The sequence below is a fragment of the Pseudomonas kitaguniensis genome (assembly GCF_009296165.1).
Lineage (GTDB): Bacteria > Pseudomonadota > Gammaproteobacteria > Pseudomonadales > Pseudomonadaceae > Aquipseudomonas > Aquipseudomonas kitaguniensis.
In genome coordinates, this window is the sequence record NZ_VUAZ01000032.1 from 1 (window position 1) to 20,816 (window position 20,816).

Consider the following 20,816-nt stretch of genomic DNA (forward strand, 5'->3'; position numbering starts at 1 on the left):
CAGGTGCGCCCCCTGCGTGCATTCAGGCCCATGCTCTCAACCGACAATGCCTTCAGCGCACTCAACCTGTACCAGCTCGCAATCATATCGAACTTGAGCTATAACGATTTCGGCCAAAAACCCGCCAAAGAACCTGTGGACACCGTGAGCTTTCCACTCGAACCCAGTGTGGGTAACTTTTTTGGTGACGCGCTTCCCAACTATCGAGAAAGCTGGAAGGTAGACAGTTCGCAGTCGCCGGTTCACCGTTTCTACCCACTGTATGAAGAAGTTCCTTACTCGAAGCGCTTTGAGATTTTACCGTTCGACCCAACCCTATATGAGCAAAACAAGCCGAGCGACATTCAGGAACATCCTGCCAATCTGCATTTTTTTGATGACACCAGCGAGTACTGGCTAAGCGGCAAGAGCACGCAAGCGTTTATCACGCATCATGATGAGGTGGTGTTGATCGCTATCCGTGGAACGTTGGAATTATCAGATTGGTGGCGTGACGCGGATGCGGCACAAGTTCCTTTCAGCGAGGGTAAAGGCAACGTCCATCATGGCTTTTACGATGCGTATAAGGCGTTGAAGACGTTTGTTCAGAACTATTTGGATAGGTTTCATATCGGCCAAAAAATCATTATCAGCGGCCACAGCCTGGGCGGCGCGATTGCACTACTACTGGCCGAAGCACTGCGATCTGACGAAACCTTGAACTACGACGTTCTCCTCTACACCTACGGATCGCCGCGTGTAGGTGATGCCACATTCGTCGCCGCTGCCGAGCCGCTGACGCACCACCGCATGGTCAACAACAACGACATGATCCCCGGCGTACCCGCACCGTGGATGAATGCACGGCGAAGCATTTGGATTACCGGGCTTGCGGGACTTTTTATTACCAACCCGGTGTTAGGTATTTTGATTTTCGTCGCAGGCCTGGTTCGGGTGGGTGGCGCGCCTTATGAGCATCACGGCACGTTGCATCACTTTATGCCGGTGAACTTCAACGAAAAGCAAATTTCGTCGATTCTCTGGAACCCGGGGTGTGACTCCATTGAAGAGGCCGCGTGCACGCGTGCGCTGGCCAAGGACGGCGACCTGCCGTTTCGGGGTGGTTTTATCGATCAGGCCATGAGCTTTGCTGATCACAGTATACCGGGGGCCTATATCCCGTTTTCCTGGGCGACCTTTAGACGCTGGCAACAAACCGAGGAAACCAAGGGCACGGTGGTGACTAAACGTGAATACGATGTGGTGGCGTCGGCACTGACGACCATGCGCAGCAAGGTGTACGACCAACGCAAGCGAACAATGGACACGCTGCGCTATTGCAACAACGACCCCGAGTACCTGCAAACGGTGACCGAGTTGTCCGGCGAGTATTACAAGCTGCAAGATTCACTGCAGCGGCTTGAACGATTACGCGTGCGCGCACTGAGGCGGGTGGATGTTTACGGCAGCGCTGCGCACTCGCCCAACCTGGAAGCCGCTCTGCAACGCTGGAAGGGCCAGCGGGAGAACACACTGCAGGTGCAAATTGCGATGATTCCCGAGCCGGACGATGTCGCTTCGATGTTCGCCTCTCCCAGCAGTGGGCCATATACATTCGACATCGATTCGATTACCTAGCGTGGGCAGTTAACGACCATCAACCCCTGAGCCAGGCATGGATCAACATGTGGGAGGGGGCTTGCTCCCGATAGCGGTGTAACAGCCAGACTATCTGTAGCTAATACACCGACATCTGCAGCAAGCCCCCTCCCACCGTTGACCTGCGCGGGTCATTAAATCCAGCACAAAAAAAACCGGCCTCGCAGCCGGTTTTTTTCATTTCAATGGTTTAGAACGATGCGTCCTTCAAACCATCCAGGTAACGCTCGGCATCCAGCGCCGCCATGCAGCCGGCGCCGGCCGAGGTGATGGCCTGGCGGTAGACGTGGTCGGCCACGTCACCGGCGGCAAAGATGCCGTCGATGTTGGTCGCGGTGGCGTTGCCTTCGCGGCCGCCCTGTACGACCAAGTAGCCGTCTTTGGCTTCCAGCACGCCTTCGAACAGCGAGGTGTTCGGGGTGTGGCCGATGGCGATGAACACGCCGTCGACTTTCAGCTCGTCGAAGCTGCCGTCGTTGTTTTTCAGGCGGGCTCCGGTCACGCCCATGGTGTCGCCCAGGACTTCGTCGAGGGTGGCATTGAGCTTGAGGATGATTTTGCCTTCAGCGACGCGCGCGTGCAGCTTGTCGATCAGGATCTTCTCGGCGCGGAAGGTTTCGCGGCGGTGAACCAGGGTCACGGTGCTGGCGATATTGGCCAGGTACAACGCCTCTTCGACAGCGGTGTTACCGCCACCGACCACGGCGACCGGCTTATTGCGGTAAAAGAAACCGTCGCAGGTAGCGCAGGCCGAAACACCCTTGCCCATGAACGCTTCTTCCGACGGCAGGCCCAGGTAACGGGCGCTGGCGCCGGTGGCGATGATCAGCGCGTCGCAGGTGTAGACGCCGTTGTCGCCGGTCAGGCTGTAAGGCTTTTTCGAGAAATCGACTTGGTTGATGTGGTCGAAAACGATCTCGGTTTCAAAGCGCTCGGCGTGCTCTTTCATACGCTCCATCAGCACCGGGCCGGTCAGGCCGTGAACATCGCCCGGCCAGTTGTCGACTTCAGTGGTGGTGGTCAACTGACCACCGCCTGCATGCCGGTGATCAGCAACGGCTTGAGGTTGGCCCGGGCAGCATAAACGGCAGCGCTGTAACCGGCAGGACCGGAACCGAGAATAATCACTCGCGAATGACGGGTATCAGACATGACTCACTCCTATCGACCGCCCGCACAACAAGGCGGCTGGAATAAAAAAGGACCGCGAAACACTTGGGGAAGTGCTTGAACTCGCAGGTCCTGAAAATAATGGTTGAAGCGTAACGAGGGGCGCAAGATTAAGGAAATACGCAATAACAATCCAGCTCATAGGTGGTCTCTATGCAGTCGACGCGGTTAATCGACGCCTTTGTTACCGTTGATGTCGTCACACCGGCGGCGCTTTCGCCTTGATTGCAAAGCCGGTAAGGTCGGCGCGTTCGTCCTCTTGCTCGGAGTTCTCCATGCCCGCCCCTGTTCTTTCCGGCCCGCAATATCTGCGTGAAGGCCTCAAATTGGTGTTGAGCCCTGGCTTGCGCCTGTTTGTACTGCTGCCGCTGGCAATCAACCTGGTGCTGTTTGTCGGTTTGATCTACTTCGCTGGCCATCAGTTCAGCCTGTGGGTCGACCATTTGATGCCGACGCTGCCAAGCTGGCTGAGCTTTTTGAATTACCTGTTATGGCCGTTGTTTGTGGTGCTGGTAGTGCTGATGGTGTTTTTCACCTTCACCATGATCGCCAATATCATCGCCGCACCGTTTAACGGGTTTCTCGCCGAGAAGGTCGAGGTGGTGATACGCGGCACCGATGACTTCCCGCCGTTCAGTTGGGGCGAGTTGGTGGCGATGGTGCCGCGCACCCTGGCGCGCGAAATGCGCAAGCTGGGCTACTTCCTGCCACGCGCCATCGGCTTGTTTATCCTGTCGTTCATTCCCGTGGTCAACCTGATTGCCGCGCCGCTGTGGCTGTTGTTCGGCGTGTGGATGATGGCGATCCAGTACATCGACTACCCGGCCGACAACCACAAGCTGGGCTGGAACGAAATGCTCGCCTGGCTGCGCCAGAAACGCTGGCAGAGCATGAGCTTCGGCGGCATCGTGTATCTGGTGTTGCTGGTGCCGGTGGTCAACCTGCTGATGATGCCGGCAGCGGTCGCCGGGGCCACGCTCTTCTGGGTGCGCGAGCAAGGCGCCGAGACGATGGCCCGGAAAAACGTGACGCCGTCATAAATCCATCATCCCAATGCCACAATGGCGACATGGCCCACGGCGAGACTGTGGGTCATGACGACAGCTTCGCTTCACATCACCTTAATCACCGAAACCTTCCCGCCCGAGATCAACGGGGTGGCCAATACCCTTGGTCGCTTGTGTGAAGGTTTGCGCGCACGTGGCCACCAAATCGAACTGGTGCGCCCGCGCCAGGGTGTCGACCAGACCCGCCCCAGCGACGACGAGTTGCTGCTGTGCCGTGGCTGGCCGCTGCCAGGCTACCCCGGCCTGCAATGGGGCCAGTCGTCGATGCACAAGTTGCTGCGGCGCTGGACCCGTCAGCGCCCGGACGTGCTGTACATCGCCACCGAGGGGCCGCTGGGGTTATCCGCCCTGCGCGCGGCACGGCGCCTGGGGATCAGTGTGGTCAGCGGCTTTCACACGAATTTTCAACAGTACTCAAACCAATATGGCTTGAGCCTGCTGAGCCGCATGGTCACGCACTATCTGCGCTGGTTCCACAACCGTTCCACGTTGACGCTGGTGCCGAGCGCCAGCCAACGCCTGGAGCTGGAGCGTCGGCATTTCGAGCGGCTGGGCATGTTGTCACGCGGGGTCGACAGCCAACTGTTTCACCCGGCCAAACGCGATAACGCCTTGCGCGAAAGCTTTGGCCTGCGCAACGACGACATCGCGGTGCTGCATGTCGGCCGGCTGGCGCAGGAGAAGAATCTCGGGTTGCTTAAGCGCTGCTTTGAAACCTTGCAGCGTAGTTATCCACAGCGGCGCATGCAGCTGATCATCGTTGGCGATGGCCCGCAACGCGCGCTGCTGGAGAGCGAATTGCCCGACGCTTTGTTCTGCGGCACCCAGCGCGGCGAGGAACTGGCAAAGCATTACGCCTCAGGCGACCTGTTCCTGTTCCCCAGCCTGACCGAAACCTTCGGCAATGTGGTGCTGGAGGCCATGGCGTCGGGGCTTGGCGTGGTGGCCTATGACCAAGCGGCCGCCACCCAGCATATCCGCCATGGCTATAGTGGCGCGCTTGCGATGCCGGGTGATGAGGAGGCTTTTTGCGATGCCGCCGTGTGGCTGCTCGAAGAGCGCGAGACCTTGCGCAGGGCTCGCCTGAATGCCCGCCAACACGCGAGCCGTCAGGGTTGGCCGGCAATTATCGAACAGTTTGAACGCCAGTTGCGCGGTGTGTGCAAGGACGGGCCTCCGGTAACCGCCCTGTCACCGCTTACACCAAGGTCGTCAACGCCTCACGACTGAACGGCAGAATGTCGCCCTCACGGCCTTCGCGCACCTTCAACGCCCAATCTGGATCTACCAGCAAGGCGCGGCCCACGGCCACCAGGTCGAACTCGTCGTTGTTCAAGCGCTCCAGCAGTTTTTCCAGGCTGGCCGGTTGCGCGACCTTGTCGGTGTTGACCATGAACTGCAGGAACTCGCCGTCCAGGCCGACGCTGCCCACGGTGATGGTCGGTTTGCCGGTGAGCTTGCGTGTCCAGCCGGCCAGGTTGAGGTCGGAGCCTTCGAATTCCGGCTCCCAGAAACGCCGCGTGGAACAGTGGAAAATATCCACACCGGCGTCGGACAACGGCTGCAGAAACTCACCCAACGCCTGCGGGGTTTGCACCAGGCGCGCGGTGTAGTCCTGTTGCTTCCACTGCGAGAAACGCAAGATGATCGGGAAGTCCGGGCCTACCGCAGCGCGGGTAGCCTGGATCAGTTCGATGGCAAAACGCGAACGGTTGGCCAGGCTGCCGCCGTATTCGTCGGTGCGCTGGTTGCTGCCTTCCCAGAAAAACTGATCAACCAGGTAGCCGTGGGCGCCGTGGATCTCTACGCCGTCCATGCCGATGCGTTGGGCATCCTTGGCGGCTTGGGCAAAGGCGTTGATCACGTCGTTGATGTCTGCGCGGGTCATGCCGTGGACGACCACCTTGCCGTCCTTGAGTTTTTCCATCGGGCCGTAAGCCGGCACGCTGGCGTCCGGCTCAGTGCCGATACGCCGCACGCTGCCCACGTGCCACAACTGCGGAACGATCTTGCCACCTTCGGCGTGCACCGCGTCGACCACTTTCTTCCAGCCGGCCAGCGCGGCCTCACCGTAAAAATGCGGCACGTTCGGGTAGCCGTTAGAGGCCTGATGATCGACCACCGTGCCCTCGGTGATGATCAGGCCCACGCCTGCGGCGGCGCGACGGCGGTAGTACTCAATGACCTTGGAATTGGGTACGCCACCTGGCGAGAACGAACGCGTCATCGGTGCCATCACCACGCGGGTCGAGAGTTGCAGAGCACCGAGCTGGAACGGTTTGAACAAGGCTTGCACAGGCATGGGAGCACTCCACGGCATAGGGTTTTATGATGTGGATAATATTGCGCGAGTGCAGCGTGCGATAGCACTATTGATTTTGGTGATGAAGGGGCATGAAAGCAACTTCAAGCTTCAAGCTGTAAGCAGGGGCTTCTACTTGCAGCTTGCAGCTAAAAGCTTGTAGCTACATCAAGGCTTTTTCGATGGCTTGGACGATGGTGGGGTCATCCGGCGCAGTACGTGGCGAGAAACGCGCCAGTACCCGGCCGTCTTTGCCGAGCAGGAATTTCTCGAAATTCCAGGTGATGTCGCCCGGAAACTCGGCGCCCTCGCCCGCCAGCAAGCGGTAGAGCTGATGGCGGTCGGGGCCATTGACCTCAAGCTTGCTGCCCAGCGGGAACGTCACGCCGTAGTTGAGGCTGCAGAACTGTTGAATTTCTTCCTCGGTGCCCGGCTCCTGGCCTGCAAACTGGTTGCACGGCAGGCCGAGCACGCTGAAACGCTGGCCCTTGTATTGCTGATAGAGGTTTTCCAACGCCGCGTATTGCGGGGTCAAACCACACTTGGACGCCACGTTGACCACCAGCACAACGTGCCCTTTGAAGGGCGCCAGCGGCAACTCTTGTCCGTCTAACGCTTTGAGTTTCAGGTCGTGGAAAGCACTCATGACGAACTCCAGATTTCCCATATTCTTCGCATTGCGGCACGTCGAGATTACAGACCCCAAGCCTGCAATCATAGACGCCGATTAAAAAACGCGCCTGCCGGTTACTGCGCCGTCGGCCAGGGCAAAATCGGAATCGCCGTGACCGCATTCTGCGGGCTGCCTTCGATCAGGCGGTCGCTGTAGACCAGATACACCAGGGTATTGCGCTTCTTGTCGAGGAAACGCACCACCTGCATGGTCTTGAATACCAGCGAAGTACGCTCCTTGAACACCTCGTCGCCGTCCTTGAGTTCGCCCTTAAAACTGATCGGGCCGACTTGGCGGCAAGCGATTGATGCTTCGGCACGGTCTTCGGCAAGCCCCAGGCTGCCTTTTACGCCGCCGGTTTTGGCGCGCGACAGGTAGCAGGTTACGCCGTCGACTTTGGGGTCATCAAACGCCTCGACCACGATCCGGTCATTGGGGCCGACAAACTTGAACACCGTCGACACTTGGCCGATTTCTTCGGCCGAGGCCAACAGTGGCATGGCCAACAGCAGGCCGAGCAATCCCTTTATCACGCGCATCGTGTATTCCTTTGTTTAGACCAGGATCAGGTTATCGCGGTGAACCAGTTCCGGTTCAGCCATGTAACCTAATAGTCCGACAATCGCATCAGACGATTGTCCAATGATTTTCTGCGCTTCAAGGGCGCTGTAGTTGGCCAGGCCACGGGCGATCTCGCGACCGTCGGGCGCGACGCACACTACCATCTCGCCACGGCGGAAGCTGCCCTGCACCAATTTGACGCCCACCGGCAGCAGGCTCTTGTTGCCTTGGGACAACGCCGACACGGCGCCTTCGTCCAGCACCAGGGTGCCACGGGTTTGCAGGTGTCCGGCCAGCCATTGCTTGCGCGCCGCCAGCAGCCCGCGCTCCGGCGACAGCAACGTGCCGATGCGCTCACCCGCCTTGAGACGGTCGAGCACGCGTTCCAGGCGCCCGCCGACGATGATGGTGTGGGCGCCCGAGCGCGCGGCCAAACGTGCAGCACGCAGCTTGGTCTGCATGCCGCCACGGCCCAGCGCGCCGCCGACGCTGCCGGCCACGGCGTCCAGCGCCGGGTCATCGGCGCGGGCTTCATAGATCAACCGGGCATCGGGGTTGTTGCGCGGGTCGCGTCAAACATGCCGTCGCGGTCGGTGAGAATCACCAGCAGGTCGGCTTCCACCAGGTTGGCGACCAGCGCGGCCAGGGTGTCGTTGTCGCCGAAGCGGATTTCGTCGGTGACCACCGTGTCGTTCTCGTTAATCACCGGGATAACCTTAAGGTCCACCAGCGCGCGCAAGGTGCTGCGGGCGTTGAGGTAGCGCTTGCGGTCGGACAGGTCGTCGTGGGTCAGCAGGATCTGCGCCGTGTGGCGGCCATGCTCGGCAAAGCTGGATTCCCAGGCTTGCACCAGGCCCATCTGGCCGATGGCGGCAGCGGCTTGCAGCTCGTGCATCGCGCTGGGTCGCGCGGTCCAGCCGAGGCGGCTCATGCCGGCAGCGACGGCCCCGGACGACACCAGCACCAACTCAACACCGGCCTCATGCAAGGCCACCATCTGCTCGACCCAGACGCTCATGGCTGCGCGATCAAGCCCTTTACCATCTGCCGTCAGCAGCGCGCTTCCGATCTTTACGACCCAGCGCTGCGCACCTGTCACTTTGCTCCGCATCATCTTCAACCTTAGATTGAGGGCTGCGCGACCCAGCGCCGCCCGTAACGTTATACCCGGATACCAAAACGCCGCTCTAAAAGGAGCGCGTTCAAGTTTATCGCAACGACTCAGTCGCGCACGTAAATGATTTCCGGGCCATCCTCATCATCCACGTCTTCCTCGTCCCACTCGTCGTCGCCGATGTCATGCACCGACTTCACGCCGCTGCGGCGCAGGGCACGCTGGTCGTCCAGCGCCTGCAACTGGGCGCGGGCTTCGTCTTCGATCTGCTGGTCGAGCTCGGCCAGTTCGGCCTTGAACACCGGGTCGGCCGCCAGGCGGTCGGCGCGGTCTTCAAGGTAGCGCATGATGTCGCGGGTCAGGCGCTCGGTGCCTTCTTTGGCGATGGCCGAGATCACATAAACCGGGCCGGTCCACTCCAGGCGATCGACGATTTCCTTGACGCGTTCCTCGTGTTCTTCCTCGAGAATCTGGTCGCACTTGTTCAGTACCAACCAGCGGTCACGCTCGGCCAGGGCCGGGCTGAACTTGGTCAGTTCGCTGACGATCACTTCGGCAGCGTCTGGTGCGCTGGTGTCATCCAGCGGCGCCATGTCGACAAGGTGCAACAGCAAGCGCGTACGCGACAAATGCTTGAGGAAACGAATGCCCAAGCCTGCGCCATCGGAAGCCCCTTCGATCAGGCCTGGAATGTCGGCGATCACGAAGCTTTTCCAGCGGTCTACGCTGACCACGCCCAGGTTTGGCACCAGGGTGGTGAACGGGTAGTCGGCGACTTTCGGCTTGGCGGCCGAGACCGAGCGAATGAAGGTACTTTTACCGGCGTTTGGCAGGCCCAACAGGCCTACGTCGGCGAGTACTTTCATTTCCAGCTTGAGGTCACGCTGCTCGCCCGGTTTGCCCGGCGTGGTCTGGCGCGGTGCACGGTTGGTACTGGACTTGAATCGGGTGTTACCCAAACCGTGCCAGCCGCCCTGCACAACCATCAGCTTTTGACCGGCCTTGGTCAGGTCGCCAATCACTTCCTGAGTGGCGGAGTCGATGATCGTGGTGCCGACCGGTACGCGCAGCACCATGTCTTCACCTTTTTTACCGGTGCAGTCGGTGCTGCCGCCGTTGGAGCCACGCTCGGCATCGAAGTGCCGGGTGTAACGGTAGTCGACCAGGGTGTTGAGGTTTTCGTCGGCCATCAAGTAGATGGAACCGCCGTCACCGCCGTCGCCGCCGTTCGGGCCACCGTTTTCGATGAACTTTTCGCGACGGAAACTCATGCAACCGTTACCGCCGTCGCCTGCTTTTACTCGGATGGAAACTTCATCAACGAACTTCATAACAAAACGCCTCTCGTCGCACGGACGAGCTTAAAAAAACCAAGACATAAGACTCTTGCAAAAATGAGCGCAGCGACCTCAAGCAATGACTGCAAAACCCGTTGCTTTCGCCCATCACAAACAGCTTTGCAAGAGACTCACCCCACAAACGAAAAAGCCCCGTCGCGAGACAGGGCTTTTCCAGCGATCGCGCAATTAAGCGGCGACAACGCTCACGTAACGGCGGTTGAACGCGCCCTTTACTTCAAACTTGATCACGCCTTCGATTTTCGCGAAGAGGGTGTGATCTTTACCCATGCCAACACCGTAACCGGCGTGGAATTGGGTGCCGCGCTGACGCACGATGATGTTGCCCGGAATGATTTTCTGGCCGCCATACATCTTAACGCCAAGGCGTTTGGCTTCTGAGTCGCGACCGTTACGGGTACTACCACCAGCTTTTTTGTGTGCCATGAGTCAATTCTCCTAGTGAGGAATTAGGCTGAAATTAAGCCTGAATACCGGTGATTTTGATCTCGGTGTACCACTGGCGGTGGCCCATACGCTTCATGTGGTGCTTACGACGACGGAACTTGATGATGCGGACTTTATCGTGACGACCTTGGGAGATCACTTCAGCCACAACGGTAGCGCCGGCAACCACTGGAGCGCCGATGTTCACGTCATCGCCATTGGCGACCAACAGAACGCGATCAAAGGTAACGGATTCGCCGGTAGCGATTTCCAGTTTTTCGATCTTCAGGTATTCACCTGGGGCGACCTTGTATTGCTTGCCACCAGTAACAATTACTGCGTACGACATGGTATTTCTCCGATAATCCTGCTCACCCAGCGCTTTATAAGAAGAGGTATTGGCTGGCATGGCTGCATGGGATGGACGTCCCGAATGCAATTGCGTAAGGCAGGTGCTGCCCAGGAAGTTCAGGGTGCGCGATTGTACGCAAGGTAAATGGGTGTTGCAAGTAGCCGTCTATCGCGCCTTGACACTACGGGGAGAGGGTCCTAGCATGCCGCGCAACCCTTCTGGAGCGACTGTCGCTGATGCAACCCCAAGCTTTCTACCGCGCGGTCGCGGACGATTTTAGCGCCGTCGACGGCATCATCAAGCAGCAGCTGACGTCTAAAGTGCCGCTGGTCTCCAAAATTGGCGACTATATTACGTCGGCGGGCGGCAAACGCCTGCGGCCTTTATTAGTCCTGTTGTGCGGCAAGGCCCTTGGCCGCGAAGGCGATGACCTGCGCCTGCTGGCCGCCACCATCGAATTTTTGCACACCGCAACCTTGCTGCATGACGACGTGGTCGACATGTCCGGCATGCGCCGTGGCCGCGAGACGGCCAACGCGATGTGGGGCAACGCCCCGAGCGTGCTGGTGGGCGACTTCCTGTATTCGCGCTCGTTCGAAATGATGGTCGAACTGGGCTCGATGCCGGTGATGAAGATTCTTTCACAAGCCACGCGTATCATCGCCGAAGGCGAAGTGTTGCAACTGTCCAAGGTTCGCGACGCCAGCACCACCGAAGAAACCTACATGGAAGTGATTCGCGGCAAGACTGCGATGCTCTTCGAAGCCTCCACCCACAGCGCCGCCGCCTTGTGCGAAGCGACGCCTGAGCAAAGCGAAGCGCTGCGCACTTTCGGCGATCACCTGGGGGTTGCGTTCCAGTTGGTGGACGACTTGCTCGACTACCGTGGCGACGCCGAAACCCTGGGCAAGAACGTCGGTGACGACCTGGCCGAGGGCAAACCGACCTTGCCGCTGATCTACACCATGCGCGAAGGCACGCCGGAACAGGCCGCGCTGGTGCGCAAGGCGATCCAGAAAGGCGGTATCGAAGACCTCGAAAGCATTCGCGCTGCCGTGGAAGCCTCGGGCTCGCTGGATTACACCGCACAATTGGCACGTGACTACGTGGCCCGCGCGATCAAATGCCTGGAAGCGCTGCCTGCCAGCGAATACCGCGACGCGTTGGTCGAGCTGAGTGAATTCGCGGTGGCGCGTACTCACTGAATACTCCCTGCAGAGCGGGCTTGTGTGGGAGCGGGCTTGCTCGCGAATGCGGAGTGTCAGTCACTGAATACGTTTCTGATAGACCGCATTCGCGAGCAAGCCCGCTCCCACATTTAGATCCCAGTGCCAACCCACTCCCCCGCTCGCGCTGCAAAACCCTATATAATGTGCGCTTTTTAGCCATCCTGACTTTAAAGGAGCTTTAGTGAGCACGTTGCCACCCTGCCCGAAATGCAATAGCGAATACACCTACGAAGACGGCGCCCAGTTGATCTGCCCGGAATGTGCGCATGAGTGGTCCGCCACTGGTGAGGCCGAAGTGGCCGGCGATGAAACCGTGAAGAAAGACTCTGTAGGTAATGTCTTGCAGGACGGCGATACCATCACCGTGATCAAAGACCTTAAGGTCAAAGGCACTTCGCTGGTGGTCAAAGTCGGCACCAAGGTCAAGAACATCCGCCTGTGCGATGGCGACCACGACATCGACTGCAAGATCGACGGTATCGGCCCGATGAAACTCAAGTCCGAGTTTGTGCGTAAAGTCTGAGCCTGCTGCCTCCATCCCGCGCCCGCCGCGGGGTGGCTTTTCGCCCTCTGCGTTGATCAAGCGCAATACCCACACAGAAAAATCAGTAAACCGCCAATAGGCACTTGCTATTCTACGAATAAGAATTATTCTCATTGAAACTTATCAAGGAGAATGAACCATGACGTACTTGATCGATGCCTGGCTGGACCGCCCACACCCTTACCTGCGAATCCTGCATCGGGAAACCGGGGAAGTCTGTGCGGTGCTGGAAGAAGAAGCGCTGAATGAGCTGCAGGACCAGGGCGACCTGGACGTGAATGGCCTGAGTTCGAGTGAGCCCGGCGTACTTAAAGAAGTGGTGCGTAACCTGTTTCTGTTCTGCTATGCGCGAGCGTTGCGCCCGGCAACGGAGCTCAATGGCAAATTTCACCCATGAGCGACCGCGCAAAACCTGTGGATGCAGGCTTTATGTGGAAGCGGGCTTGCTCGCGATGCTGGCGACTCGGTTCACAGTTAAACCGGGTCGACGCCATCGCGAGCAAGCCCGCTCCCACACAGGCACAAGGCCCGCAATAACCTGCTGTGTTACAGAACGTCGAGCAGCTCGACGTCGAATACCAACACGCTGTGCGGCGGGATGCTGCCAACGCCTTGAGCGCCGTAAGCCAGCTCGCTCGGCACGTACAGGCGCCATTTGCTGCCGGCATTCATCAGTTGCAGGGCTTCGGTCCAGCCGGCGATCACGCCGCCCACCGGGAATTCTGCAGGCTGGCCACGCTCGTAAGAGCTGTCGAACACGGTGCCGTCGATCAGGGTGCCGTGGTAGTGAGTACGCACTTGGTCTTCACGGCTCGGCTTGGCGCCGCTACCGGCAGTCAGCACTTCAAATTGCAGGCCCGACGCCAGGGTGGTGATGCCATCGCGCTTGGCGTTTTCAGCCAGGAACGCCAGGCCAGCGCCAGCCGCGGCTTCAGCCTTGGCAGCCGCTTCGGCTTGCATGATTTCACGAATGACCTTGAAGCTCGCGGCCATTTGCTCTTGGTCAACGCGGCTTGGTTTGCCGGCGAACGCGTCGGTCAGGCCGGCCAGGATGGCGTCAATGCTCACGCCCGGTGGCGGGTTGTCGCGCAGTTGGTCGCCCAACTGACGGCCGATACCGTAGCTGACGCGGGTTTCGTCGGTGGACAGATTAACTTCGGACATGAAGAGGCTCCGCTGTAGGGCAGCACAGTTTTCCCGTGCCATCCAAAACTAAAAGGGCCAGCAGACTAGCACACAAGACCGACTTCTGATCAGCCCCACGCCCCGCCTACCAGAGTGCCAGGTCGTAAGTCAGGTAGAGCCGATAGTTGTCGCGGTCACTGGCATAGGTCGAGCGGTAGGTTGCTTTGCGCAACTCCACGCCAAGGCCTTTGAACGTGCGGCTCTGAACCACGTAGCGCAGATTGGTATCGGACTCCCATTCGCGCGCCTCACGCCCTTTGTAATCGCCGTTTTGCCCTTTGTAATAACGGGTCATGAAACTCAAGCCCGGCAATACCGCGGCAAAGTCATAGTCGTAGCGCAGCATCCAGGTTTGCTCACCAGCCTGGATGAACTTGCCCACGCCGGCGTTACTGAAGGAATACACGGTCGACACACTGGCATAAGGCAATGCCGTTTCGCCGTTGACCTTCTGATAACCGACACCGAGCGCCTGCGCGCCCAGGCGGTAGGTGAACAGCCCACTGAACATGTCACTGTCGACCTTGCCGTTACGCGCCTCCCCCGCCTCGTCGCTGATGAAGTAGCGCAAGTCGCTGGTCAACGTGCCACTGCCGACCGGCTGTTTATGTACAAGGCCGAAGAATTGCTGGCGATAGAACTCACGCAGTTCACCGTAATACCAGGTGCCACTGAGACGCGGAGTGAAGGCATAAGTGGCACCGGCAAAATCGAAGTCGCTGCCCTTTTTGCCACTGTAGCCCTGTGGATAAATAGCCACACTGTCGGTTGAGTTTCGCAACTTGAATTTGTCCAGGTGCCCGGTGTGCAGGTACAGGTTGCGAATACCGGTGTACTCCAGCTGGGTACCCTGGAAAGTCTGCGGCAGCAGGCGCCCATCGTTGTGCACCAACACCGGAATCTTTGGCAGCAACGTGCCGGTTTTCACCACGGCATCGCCCCAACGTAGCTTCGCGGTGACGCCCAGGCTTGAAAACTCGCTGGCCGCGTGACCGTCGTCGTGCACCGGTAACAGACCGGTACCGGCGTGGGTGGGGCTGGAGTCCAGCCGCAGCCCGGACAACCCCAACGCATCGAGGCCAAGGCCCACCGCACCCTCGGTGTAACCCGACTGCAGGTTGAGCAAAAAGCCTTGCGCCCACTCCCGGCGATCATTGCCGCCGTCACGGTAATCGTCGTTGAAGTAGAAGTTACGCAAGGTCAATCGCCCCTGGGAATCCTCCCAGAAACCTTGGGCCAGCAGCGCCGGTGACAGGCTCGCCACCAAGCCCGCCGAAGCGATTTTGCCCCTCGTGAAAAACGCTCGCATAGCTGTTTCCTCAATGCCTGTTGTGGTTTTTATGGGCAGTTGCACCGCGCGACACACTGGACGGCACGTCGCGTTGGAGCGGACACTAACGGCTCATCCACCCCCCCACAACGTTATGCGAGATGCGCATCAGGCTATGCGCAAAGCACCGCTCGCCCCTCGCAACCAACAGGAAGAGCACGGTGAATCTCAAGCAGCTCGAAGCCTTCAAGGCGATCATGTCCACCGGCTCGACCATCGGCGCAGCGACGCGCATGGGCCTGTCGCAATCGGCGGTCAGCCGCCTGTTGAGCCAACTGGAGGAGGCGTTGGGTTTCGCATTGTTTCTGCGCAAGAAGGGCCGCCTGATGGCCACCGCAGAAGCGGAAGAGTTGCTGACCGAAGTCGCCGGCCTGGTAGACGGTATGCAGCGCATCCAACGCTTGGCCGACGAGATGCGTGTGGGCCGCTCGCGCAAGAGCCTGCTCAAGGTCGGCGTGCCTACCAGCATGACCCAGGAGCTGCTGCCACGGATCGTCGCGGAATTTCTCAAGAGCCATGACGACATCGTTGTCGAGTTGCTGACCGGCTCTTACGACATGATCGAACGCGCTGTGCTCGACCGTTCCGCCGACCTGGGCTTTGTGCGCTTGCCGACGGAAATCGCCGATTTCGACATCGAACCGGTGCTGGAAACCGAAGGCGTCTGCGTGATGCCCCTCGACCATCCACTGACCCGTCACGCATGTATCGAGGTGCAGCACCTGCGCAATGTGCCGCTGGTGATGCTGGGCCGGCAACGGGCTCTACGCGCGCAGTTGAATCAGGTGTTTCGCGCCGCCAACCTCACGCCGCAAGTGCGCGTCGAAGTGCATTCGGTGGGGGCCGCCTGCAGCTTTGTCGCTGAAGGCCTGGGCGTGTCGATCGTCAACGGCTTGCTCGCCAGTCACTTCCTGCATTTGCCAATCGTGACCCGGCCTTTTCGCCCGGCGCTGCCCTACTCGTTCGGCCTGGCCTATCGCGCCAATGAACCACGCCCACCAGTTGTAATCGCGTTTGCCGAGCATCTCAAACAGCGTTTGAACGCACAAAACGCATAGCCCGACCCGCCCTGCGCATAACGTTGTCGGCGCAAAAACTTTGCCCTAGTGTCCGCTCCACACGCGTCACTCCCCTATAACAAAAACGGCGAACGCCGGGGCAGCCAGCATGAGCGAATCACAGATCACCCCCACCCAGGCGGTGGCGGAAAAACCCGCGCAACGCAAACAGATCAACCCAGCCATCATCCTGCTGAGCATCGTCTTGCTCGCCGTGGCGTTCACCTACGCGGTGAACTCGGGCACGTTCGAGCGCCAGAACGGCCTGGTGATACCGGGCTCCTATCAAGTGCTGGAAAAGCACGACAGCCTGGGCCAGTTGTTCTCACTGGAGCCGCGCAAGGTCGGCGATACGATGGCCCGTCCGGTGTCACTGGTGGAAGGCTTCATGGCTATTCCCCAGGGCATCGAGAAACGTGCGGCATTGATTTTCATGGTGCTGTTCATCGGCGGTATGTTCGGCGTGCTCAATAAGGCCGGCGTGATCGACGCCGGGCTGGAGCGCCTGCTGGGGCTGACCCGAGGCAATATCTACGTGTTGGTGCCGAGCCTGATGCTGGTGTTTTCAGCCGGCAGTACCTTCATGGGGCTGGCCAAGGAATTTATCCTGATCGTTCCGCTGATGGTCGCCATGGCCAATCGGCTCGGGCTGTCGAACCTGATCGGGCTGGCCATCGTCACCATCTCGGTAAAGATCGGCTACCTGGCATCGATCTCCAATCCGGTGGCGCTCTCCGTCGCCCAGCCGATGGTCGGGCTGCCGATATTCAGTGGCTTGAGCATGCGCGTATTGGCCTACTGCACCTTCCTGCTGGTGGGTATTGCTTTCGTGCTGTGGAGCATTCGCAAGCACGGTTTCGATGCGACGGCGCAGATCACGTTCGAACGCAAACCGCTGCCTACGCGCCACCTGATCAACCTGATCGTGCTGCTGACAGGCATCGGTTTTTTGGTCTACGCCTCCAACCGCTGGGCCTGGAAATACCATGAGCTGTCGGCGTTTTATCTGCTGCTGACGGTGGCCTTCAGTGTGATCGCCCGGTTGGGTGCGAGTGTCGCCGCCAGTGCCTTTGTCGATGGCATGAAGAAAGTGCTGATTGCCGGTGTGCTGATCGGCCTGGCCACTGCAGTGGAAATCATCCTCAGTACTGGCCAGGTACTGGACACCATCGTCAACAGCCTGGCCAATGTGGTGGGCGACCACGGGCCGATTGTGTCGGCCTACGGCATGTTCTTCGCGCAACTGGGCCTGGATGTGCTGATCCCGTCCACCTCGGGCCAGGCAGCCGTGACCATGCCGATTTTCGGCCCGCTGGGCCAGCTGTCCGGCGTCAGCCCGCAGACCACAGTGTTCGCGTTTTTGATGGGCAATGGCCTGACCAACATGATCACCCCCACTTCCAGCGGCCTGCTGGTGCTGCTGGCGACGGCCAATGTCGGCTGGGGCCAATGGGCGCGTTACATCCTGCCGCTGTTCTTGATCTACGCCGTGCTGGCGATGGTGTTGCTGGCCATTGCGGTTACGAGCGGGTACTGAGTCGATGAGTGTTTTCCCCATGCAAACCCTGCACAACCAAATGATCCCGATGCGCGATGGCATCCACCTGGCCACCGATATTTATTTACCGGCAGGCAGCGACGGCCCCTTTCCCGTCGTCATCGAACGCACGCCTTACGACAAGAGCAAACCTTCGCGCTCGGAAAAACAGCTCGACGGCCAACACATCTCCCGCGAACAGATGGCGACGCGTTTTACTCAACAAGGTTTTGTCGCCATCTTCCAGGACTGCCGTGGGCGCTACGCCTCCGAAGGGCTGTTCACCAAATACACCGCTGAAGGCGAAGATGGTTTTGACACCTTGGCCTGGATCGTCCAGCAACCCTGGTGCAACGGCAAAGTCGGCAGCATGGGCCTGTCTTACGCTGCCCATACACAGCTAGCGATGGCCTGCCTGCACCCACCTGGCCTGAGCAGTATGGTGCTGGACAGTGGCGGATTCGCCAACGCCTACCAGTGCGGGATCCGCCAGGGCGGTGCATTCGAACTCAAGCAGGCTACTTGGGCCTTTCGCCAGGCCAAGGAGAGCCCGGCAGCACTGGCCGACCCACAGGTTCGCCTGGCGCTGGAGCAGGAGGATATTCATCAGTGGTTTACGCGGATGCCGTGGCAACCCGGCCAGTCTCCGTTGCGCCATGTGCCGGAGTACGAAGCCTACGTGCTGGAGCAATGGGCCCAGGGCACCTTCAGCCAATACTGGCAGAAGTCCGGCCTCTACGCCGAAGGCCACTACTCACAGTTACCGGATATTCCAGTGCTGTTCATGTCCAGCTGGTACGACGCTTATGTCAGCTCCACCCTGGCCAACTACACCGCCTTCAGGCAAAACGGCACGGCAAACCAGTGCTTGGTCATGGGCCCCTGGCTGCATGGCGATCGCAACATCAGCCACAGTGGCGATGTGGATTTCGGGCCTGCGGCCGTGTTCGATGGCCAGGTCGATCAGGACTGGCTGAGTTGCCGCCTGGCGTGGTTCGAGCAAACACTCAAGCCTTCGCCGCCGATCCCCAGAGCCAATGTTCAAGTGTTTCTAATGGGCGGTGGCACTGGCAATCGGGACCAAAACGGTCGCATGGACCACGGCGGCCGCTGGCTGCAATCATCGCAGTGGCCACTGCCGGGCAGCCAGGCATTGACCTTGTACTTGAATGCGCAAAAGCAGCTGACGCGCAGTGCGCCCGAAGGCGTCGACACGCACTTGAGTTACTTCGCCGACCCCGCTCATCCGGTCCCGACCCTCGGCGGCGCGCTGACGTCCGGCGCCCCGGTATTTGTGGGCGGTGCTTTTGATCAACGTGAACGCGCCGACTTCTTCGGCACCCGAGGCGACAACCGCCCATTGAGCGAGCGCGATGACGTGCTGAGTTTCCAGACCGAGCCACTCGATGCAGACCTGATTGTCGCCGGTAGCGTGCAGATCGAGTTGTGGATCGACAGCGATGCGCCCGACACCGATTTCACCGCCAAGCTGATCGACGTGTATCCACCGAGTGCCGATTACCCCGACGGCTTTGCGATGAATATTACCGATGGCATCCACCGTTGCCGCTATCGCGAATCCTGGGAACAGCCGACGCTCCTCATACCTGGTAAACGGGTCAAAGTACTGATCGAGCCCTTCGCCACCTGCAACCTGTTCAAACGCGGCCATCGGCTGCGCCTGGACATCGCCAGTAGCAATTTCCCGCGCTTTGACGTCAACCCCAACAGCGGCGAACCTTCGGGCCAGGCCAACCACCCGCGAGTCGCACGTAACACCGTGCACATGAGCCCCGGGGCCACGTCGTACCTGAGGCTGACCGTGATGCCTGACGCCTCGGCACTGTGAGCGCGCAGGGTCGCCATTGCCACGCGGCGATGGCGCCCCTTCGTCGCCCGCGTAAGAAAAGTATTTAAGAATCATCGCTTGCCGCCGATACACCGCTACATACAATTGGCTGGCTCAAACAACAACACCGTCCAGCAGACAGACATCATTCTTGCGGAGCATTCGATGAATAGCTGGTTCGGCAACATCAGCGTCAACCTCAAACTCGGCCTGGGCTTCGGCCTGGTGCTGGTCCTCACGTCCATCCTGGCCCTTACCGGCTGGACCAGCCTGGGCAGCCTGATCGACCGTAGCAACTGGATGAGCGACATCACCCAGCTCAATGCGTCCCTGACCAAGCTACGTATCGTGCGCCTGCAATACATGCTGGCCGATGGCGACGAAGCGGTGGCACAGACCGTACAGACTAACCTGGATGCTTTTGCCGCCAAGCAACAGAAGCTGTTGGACAGCTTCAAGAGCCCGGAAAACCTCAAGCTGCTCAACCAGCAGAAGGCCGTCATCACCGCCTATCAACAGTCCCTGAACAAGATGCGCGAAGCCTACCGTAACGGTAATAGCTCACGCCAAGTCATGGGTGACAAGGCAGCCATCGCCAATGAGCAAATCAACGCCCTGGACACCAGCGTGCAGCAGATGCCCGACAGTCCGGAGCGCTTCGCGCAATACCAGGCCGTGACCAATGCCAAGGAAGAATTCCAATTGGCGCGCTACGACGTGCGTGGCTACACCACTAACGCCAACGCCGAGACCGAAGCCCGCGCCGCAGCGCAAATCGAGAAAGCCATCGCGGGTTTGAAAAACCTCAGCAGCGCATTCGGCAACAGCCAACAAAGCGCACTGGCGTCACTGGAAACCGCGCTGGGCGCGTATCGCAGTGCCGTACAGGCCTATAAAGCGGCCAACAACAACATCGTTACTGCTCGCGCCGAGATGACCACTCAGGGCAGCGACATCGTGTCGATCAGTGAGAAGCTCTACGATATTCAACTCGATCGCCGCGACGCCGAAAGCGCCCAGGCCCGCAGCCTGCAATTGATCAGCACGTTGCTGGCATTGCTGGTCGGCATCATCGCGGCGCTGGTCATTACTCGCCAGATCACTCGCCCTATCCAGGAAACCCTGGCCGTGGTGGAACGCATTGCTTCTGGCGATCTGAGCCACAACATCCAGGTCACCCGCCGCGATGAACTGGGCGTGTTGCAACAAGGCATCCAGCGCATGGGCACGACCCTGCGTGAATTGATCAGTGGTATTCGCGACGGCGTGACACAAATCGCCAGTGCCGCCGAAGAGCTGTCGGCCGTTACCGAGCAGACCAGCGCCGGCGTGAACAGCCAGAAGATCGAGACGGATCAAGTCGCCACGGCGATGCACGAAATGACGGCCACCGTGCAGGAAGTAGCCCGTAACGCCGAGCAGG

General features: G+C 59.6%; 17 protein-coding genes and 3 pseudogenes. 10 read left to right on the forward strand and 10 right to left on the reverse strand.

What is annotated here, in order from left to right:
* A partial coding sequence (locus F0169_RS06510) for a lipase family protein (RefSeq protein WP_152746048.1) occupies nt 1-1,617 on the forward strand: 1,617 nt, incomplete at its 5' end.
* Between the two features lie 211 nt (nt 1,618-1,828).
* Here F0169_RS06510 and trxB read toward each other — a convergent pair.
* Nucleotides 1,829-2,790, reverse strand: a pseudogene (gene trxB, locus F0169_RS06515) (thioredoxin-disulfide reductase).
* A gap of 293 nt (nt 2,791-3,083) precedes the next feature.
* On the opposite strand from trxB, the gene cysZ reads away from it, so the two are divergent.
* Together cysZ and F0169_RS06530 are read left to right on the forward strand one after the other, a co-directional pair.
* Nucleotides 3,084-3,848: a sulfate transporter CysZ gene (cysZ, locus tag F0169_RS06525; protein ID WP_152746049.1), complete on the forward strand. Its 765-nt coding sequence runs from the start codon at nt 3,084-3,086 to the stop codon at nt 3,846-3,848.
* 54 nt (nt 3,849-3,902) lie between these two features.
* Complete coding sequence (locus F0169_RS06530) at nt 3,903-5,105, forward strand: glycosyltransferase family 4 protein (protein WP_122252470.1); 1,203 nt, start codon at nt 3,903-3,905, stop codon at nt 5,103-5,105.
* Here the strand turns inward: F0169_RS06530 and F0169_RS06535 are convergent.
* The 7 genes and pseudogenes from F0169_RS06535 to rplU form a co-directional block, all read right to left on the reverse strand.
* Nucleotides 5,074-6,177 carry an NADH:flavin oxidoreductase gene (locus tag F0169_RS06535; RefSeq protein WP_152746050.1) on the reverse strand — a complete coding sequence of 368 codons (1,104 nt, stop codon included), beginning with the start codon at nt 6,175-6,177 and terminating at the stop codon, nt 5,074-5,076. The genes F0169_RS06530 and F0169_RS06535 overlap by 32 nt on opposite strands.
* A 163-nt stretch (nt 6,178-6,340) precedes the next feature.
* Complete coding sequence (locus F0169_RS06540; protein WP_152746051.1) at nt 6,341-6,823, reverse strand: glutathione peroxidase; 483 nt, start codon at nt 6,821-6,823, stop codon at nt 6,341-6,343.
* Nucleotides 6,824-6,924: 101 nt separating this feature from the next.
* Nucleotides 6,925-7,389 carry a CreA family protein gene (locus F0169_RS06545; protein ID WP_122252466.1) on the reverse strand — a complete coding sequence of 155 codons (465 nt, stop codon included), beginning with the start codon at nt 7,387-7,389 and terminating at the stop codon, nt 6,925-6,927.
* Nucleotides 7,390-7,404: 15 nt separating this feature from the next.
* A pseudogene (proB, locus tag F0169_RS06550) lies at nt 7,405-8,522 on the reverse strand (glutamate 5-kinase).
* A gap of 110 nt (nt 8,523-8,632) precedes the next feature.
* Nucleotides 8,633-9,856, reverse strand: a complete 1,224-nt coding sequence (gene cgtA / locus F0169_RS06555) for an Obg family GTPase CgtA (protein WP_058414189.1) — start codon at nt 9,854-9,856, stop codon at nt 8,633-8,635.
* A 195-nt stretch (nt 9,857-10,051) separates the two neighbouring features.
* Entirely contained in the window at nt 10,052-10,309 is a 258-nt protein-coding gene (gene rpmA / locus F0169_RS06560) for a 50S ribosomal protein L27 (protein WP_003176049.1), read from the reverse strand.
* Between the two features lie 34 nt (nt 10,310-10,343).
* Nucleotides 10,344-10,658, reverse strand: a complete 315-nt coding sequence (rplU, locus tag F0169_RS06565; RefSeq protein WP_003176051.1) for a 50S ribosomal protein L21 — start codon at nt 10,656-10,658, stop codon at nt 10,344-10,346.
* A gap of 239 nt (nt 10,659-10,897) precedes the next feature.
* Here rplU and F0169_RS06570 point away from each other — a divergent pair, with 239 nt between their 5' ends.
* The 3 genes from F0169_RS06570 to F0169_RS06580 all read left to right on the forward strand — a co-directional run bounded on the left by F0169_RS06570 (nt 10,898) and on the right by F0169_RS06580 (nt 12,831).
* The gene (locus F0169_RS06570; protein ID WP_058414188.1) at nt 10,898-11,866 is read left to right on the forward strand and encodes a polyprenyl synthetase family protein; all 969 of its coding nucleotides are present in this window, start codon (nt 10,898-10,900) and stop codon (nt 11,864-11,866) included.
* 205 nt (nt 11,867-12,071) lie between these two features.
* Nucleotides 12,072-12,413 (forward strand): zinc ribbon domain-containing protein YjdM, encoded by a 342-nt coding sequence (locus tag F0169_RS06575; protein WP_058414187.1) that lies wholly within the window; start codon nt 12,072-12,074, stop codon nt 12,411-12,413.
* Nucleotides 12,414-12,573: 160 nt separating this feature from the next.
* Complete coding sequence (locus F0169_RS06580; RefSeq protein ID WP_003194088.1) at nt 12,574-12,831, forward strand: PA4570 family protein; 258 nt, start codon at nt 12,574-12,576, stop codon at nt 12,829-12,831.
* 149 nt (nt 12,832-12,980) lie between these two features.
* Here F0169_RS06580 and bamJ read toward each other — a convergent pair whose 3' ends face one another.
* Together bamJ and F0169_RS06590 are read right to left on the reverse strand one after the other, a co-directional pair.
* The gene (bamJ, locus tag F0169_RS06585; RefSeq protein WP_152746052.1) at nt 12,981-13,598 is read right to left on the reverse strand and encodes a BamJ family beta-barrel-assembly machinery protein; all 618 of its coding nucleotides are present in this window, start codon (nt 13,596-13,598) and stop codon (nt 12,981-12,983) included.
* A gap of 106 nt (nt 13,599-13,704) precedes the next feature.
* Nucleotides 13,705-14,928, reverse strand: coding sequence for an OprD family porin (locus F0169_RS06590; RefSeq protein ID WP_152746053.1), 1,224 nt, complete (start codon nt 14,926-14,928; stop codon nt 13,705-13,707).
* Between the two features lie 182 nt (nt 14,929-15,110).
* On the opposite strand from F0169_RS06590, the gene F0169_RS06595 reads away from it, so the two are divergent.
* From F0169_RS06595 to F0169_RS28280, 4 genes and pseudogenes are all read left to right on the forward strand, one after another.
* Nucleotides 15,111-16,007: a LysR substrate-binding domain-containing protein gene (locus F0169_RS06595; RefSeq protein WP_172979355.1), complete on the forward strand. Its 897-nt coding sequence runs from the start codon at nt 15,111-15,113 to the stop codon at nt 16,005-16,007.
* Between the two features lie 109 nt (nt 16,008-16,116).
* Nucleotides 16,117-17,544 (forward strand): YfcC family protein, encoded by a 1,428-nt coding sequence (locus F0169_RS06600; protein ID WP_152746055.1) that lies wholly within the window; start codon nt 16,117-16,119, stop codon nt 17,542-17,544.
* Between the two features lie 19 nt (nt 17,545-17,563).
* On the forward strand, nt 17,564-19,393 hold the full coding sequence (locus tag F0169_RS06605) for a CocE/NonD family hydrolase (protein WP_152746062.1): 1,830 nt from the start codon (nt 17,564-17,566) through the stop codon (nt 19,391-19,393).
* 165 nt (nt 19,394-19,558) lie between these two features.
* Nucleotides 19,559-20,623, forward strand: a pseudogene (locus F0169_RS28280) (methyl-accepting chemotaxis protein); the annotation flags it as partial.
* Nucleotides 20,624-20,816: the final 193 nt, after the last annotated feature.

Excerpts from the sequence above, each read along its gene's own strand:
- F0169_RS06580 (WP_003194088.1), top strand. The coding sequence starts at position 12,574 with ATGACGTACTTGATCGATGCCTGGCTGGACCGCCCACACCCTTACCTG.
- F0169_RS06605 (WP_152746062.1), top strand. The coding sequence starts at position 17,564 with ATGCAAACCCTGCACAACCAAATGATCCCGATGCGCGATGGCATCCAC.
- F0169_RS06535 (WP_152746050.1), bottom strand. The coding sequence starts at position 6,177 with ATGCCTGTGCAAGCCTTGTTCAAACCGTTCCAGCTCGGTGCTCTGCAA.
- cysZ (WP_152746049.1), top strand. The coding sequence starts at position 3,084 with ATGCCCGCCCCTGTTCTTTCCGGCCCGCAATATCTGCGTGAAGGCCTC.
- F0169_RS06530 (WP_122252470.1), top strand. The coding sequence starts at position 3,903 with ATGACGACAGCTTCGCTTCACATCACCTTAATCACCGAAACCTTCCCG.
- bamJ (WP_152746052.1), bottom strand. The coding sequence starts at position 13,598 with ATGTCCGAAGTTAATCTGTCCACCGACGAAACCCGCGTCAGCTACGGT.
- F0169_RS06540 (WP_152746051.1), bottom strand. The coding sequence starts at position 6,823 with ATGAGTGCTTTCCACGACCTGAAACTCAAAGCGTTAGACGGACAAGAG.
- rplU (WP_003176051.1), bottom strand. The coding sequence starts at position 10,658 with ATGTCGTACGCAGTAATTGTTACTGGTGGCAAGCAATACAAGGTCGCC.
- F0169_RS06590 (WP_152746053.1), bottom strand. The coding sequence starts at position 14,928 with ATGCGAGCGTTTTTCACGAGGGGCAAAATCGCTTCGGCGGGCTTGGTG.
- rpmA (WP_003176049.1), bottom strand. The coding sequence starts at position 10,309 with ATGGCACACAAAAAAGCTGGTGGTAGTACCCGTAACGGTCGCGACTCA.
- cgtA (WP_058414189.1), bottom strand. The coding sequence starts at position 9,856 with ATGAAGTTCGTTGATGAAGTTTCCATCCGAGTAAAAGCAGGCGACGGC.
- F0169_RS06570 (WP_058414188.1), top strand. The coding sequence starts at position 10,898 with ATGCAACCCCAAGCTTTCTACCGCGCGGTCGCGGACGATTTTAGCGCC.
- F0169_RS06545 (WP_122252466.1), bottom strand. The coding sequence starts at position 7,389 with ATGCGCGTGATAAAGGGATTGCTCGGCCTGCTGTTGGCCATGCCACTG.
- F0169_RS06600 (WP_152746055.1), top strand. The coding sequence starts at position 16,117 with ATGAGCGAATCACAGATCACCCCCACCCAGGCGGTGGCGGAAAAACCC.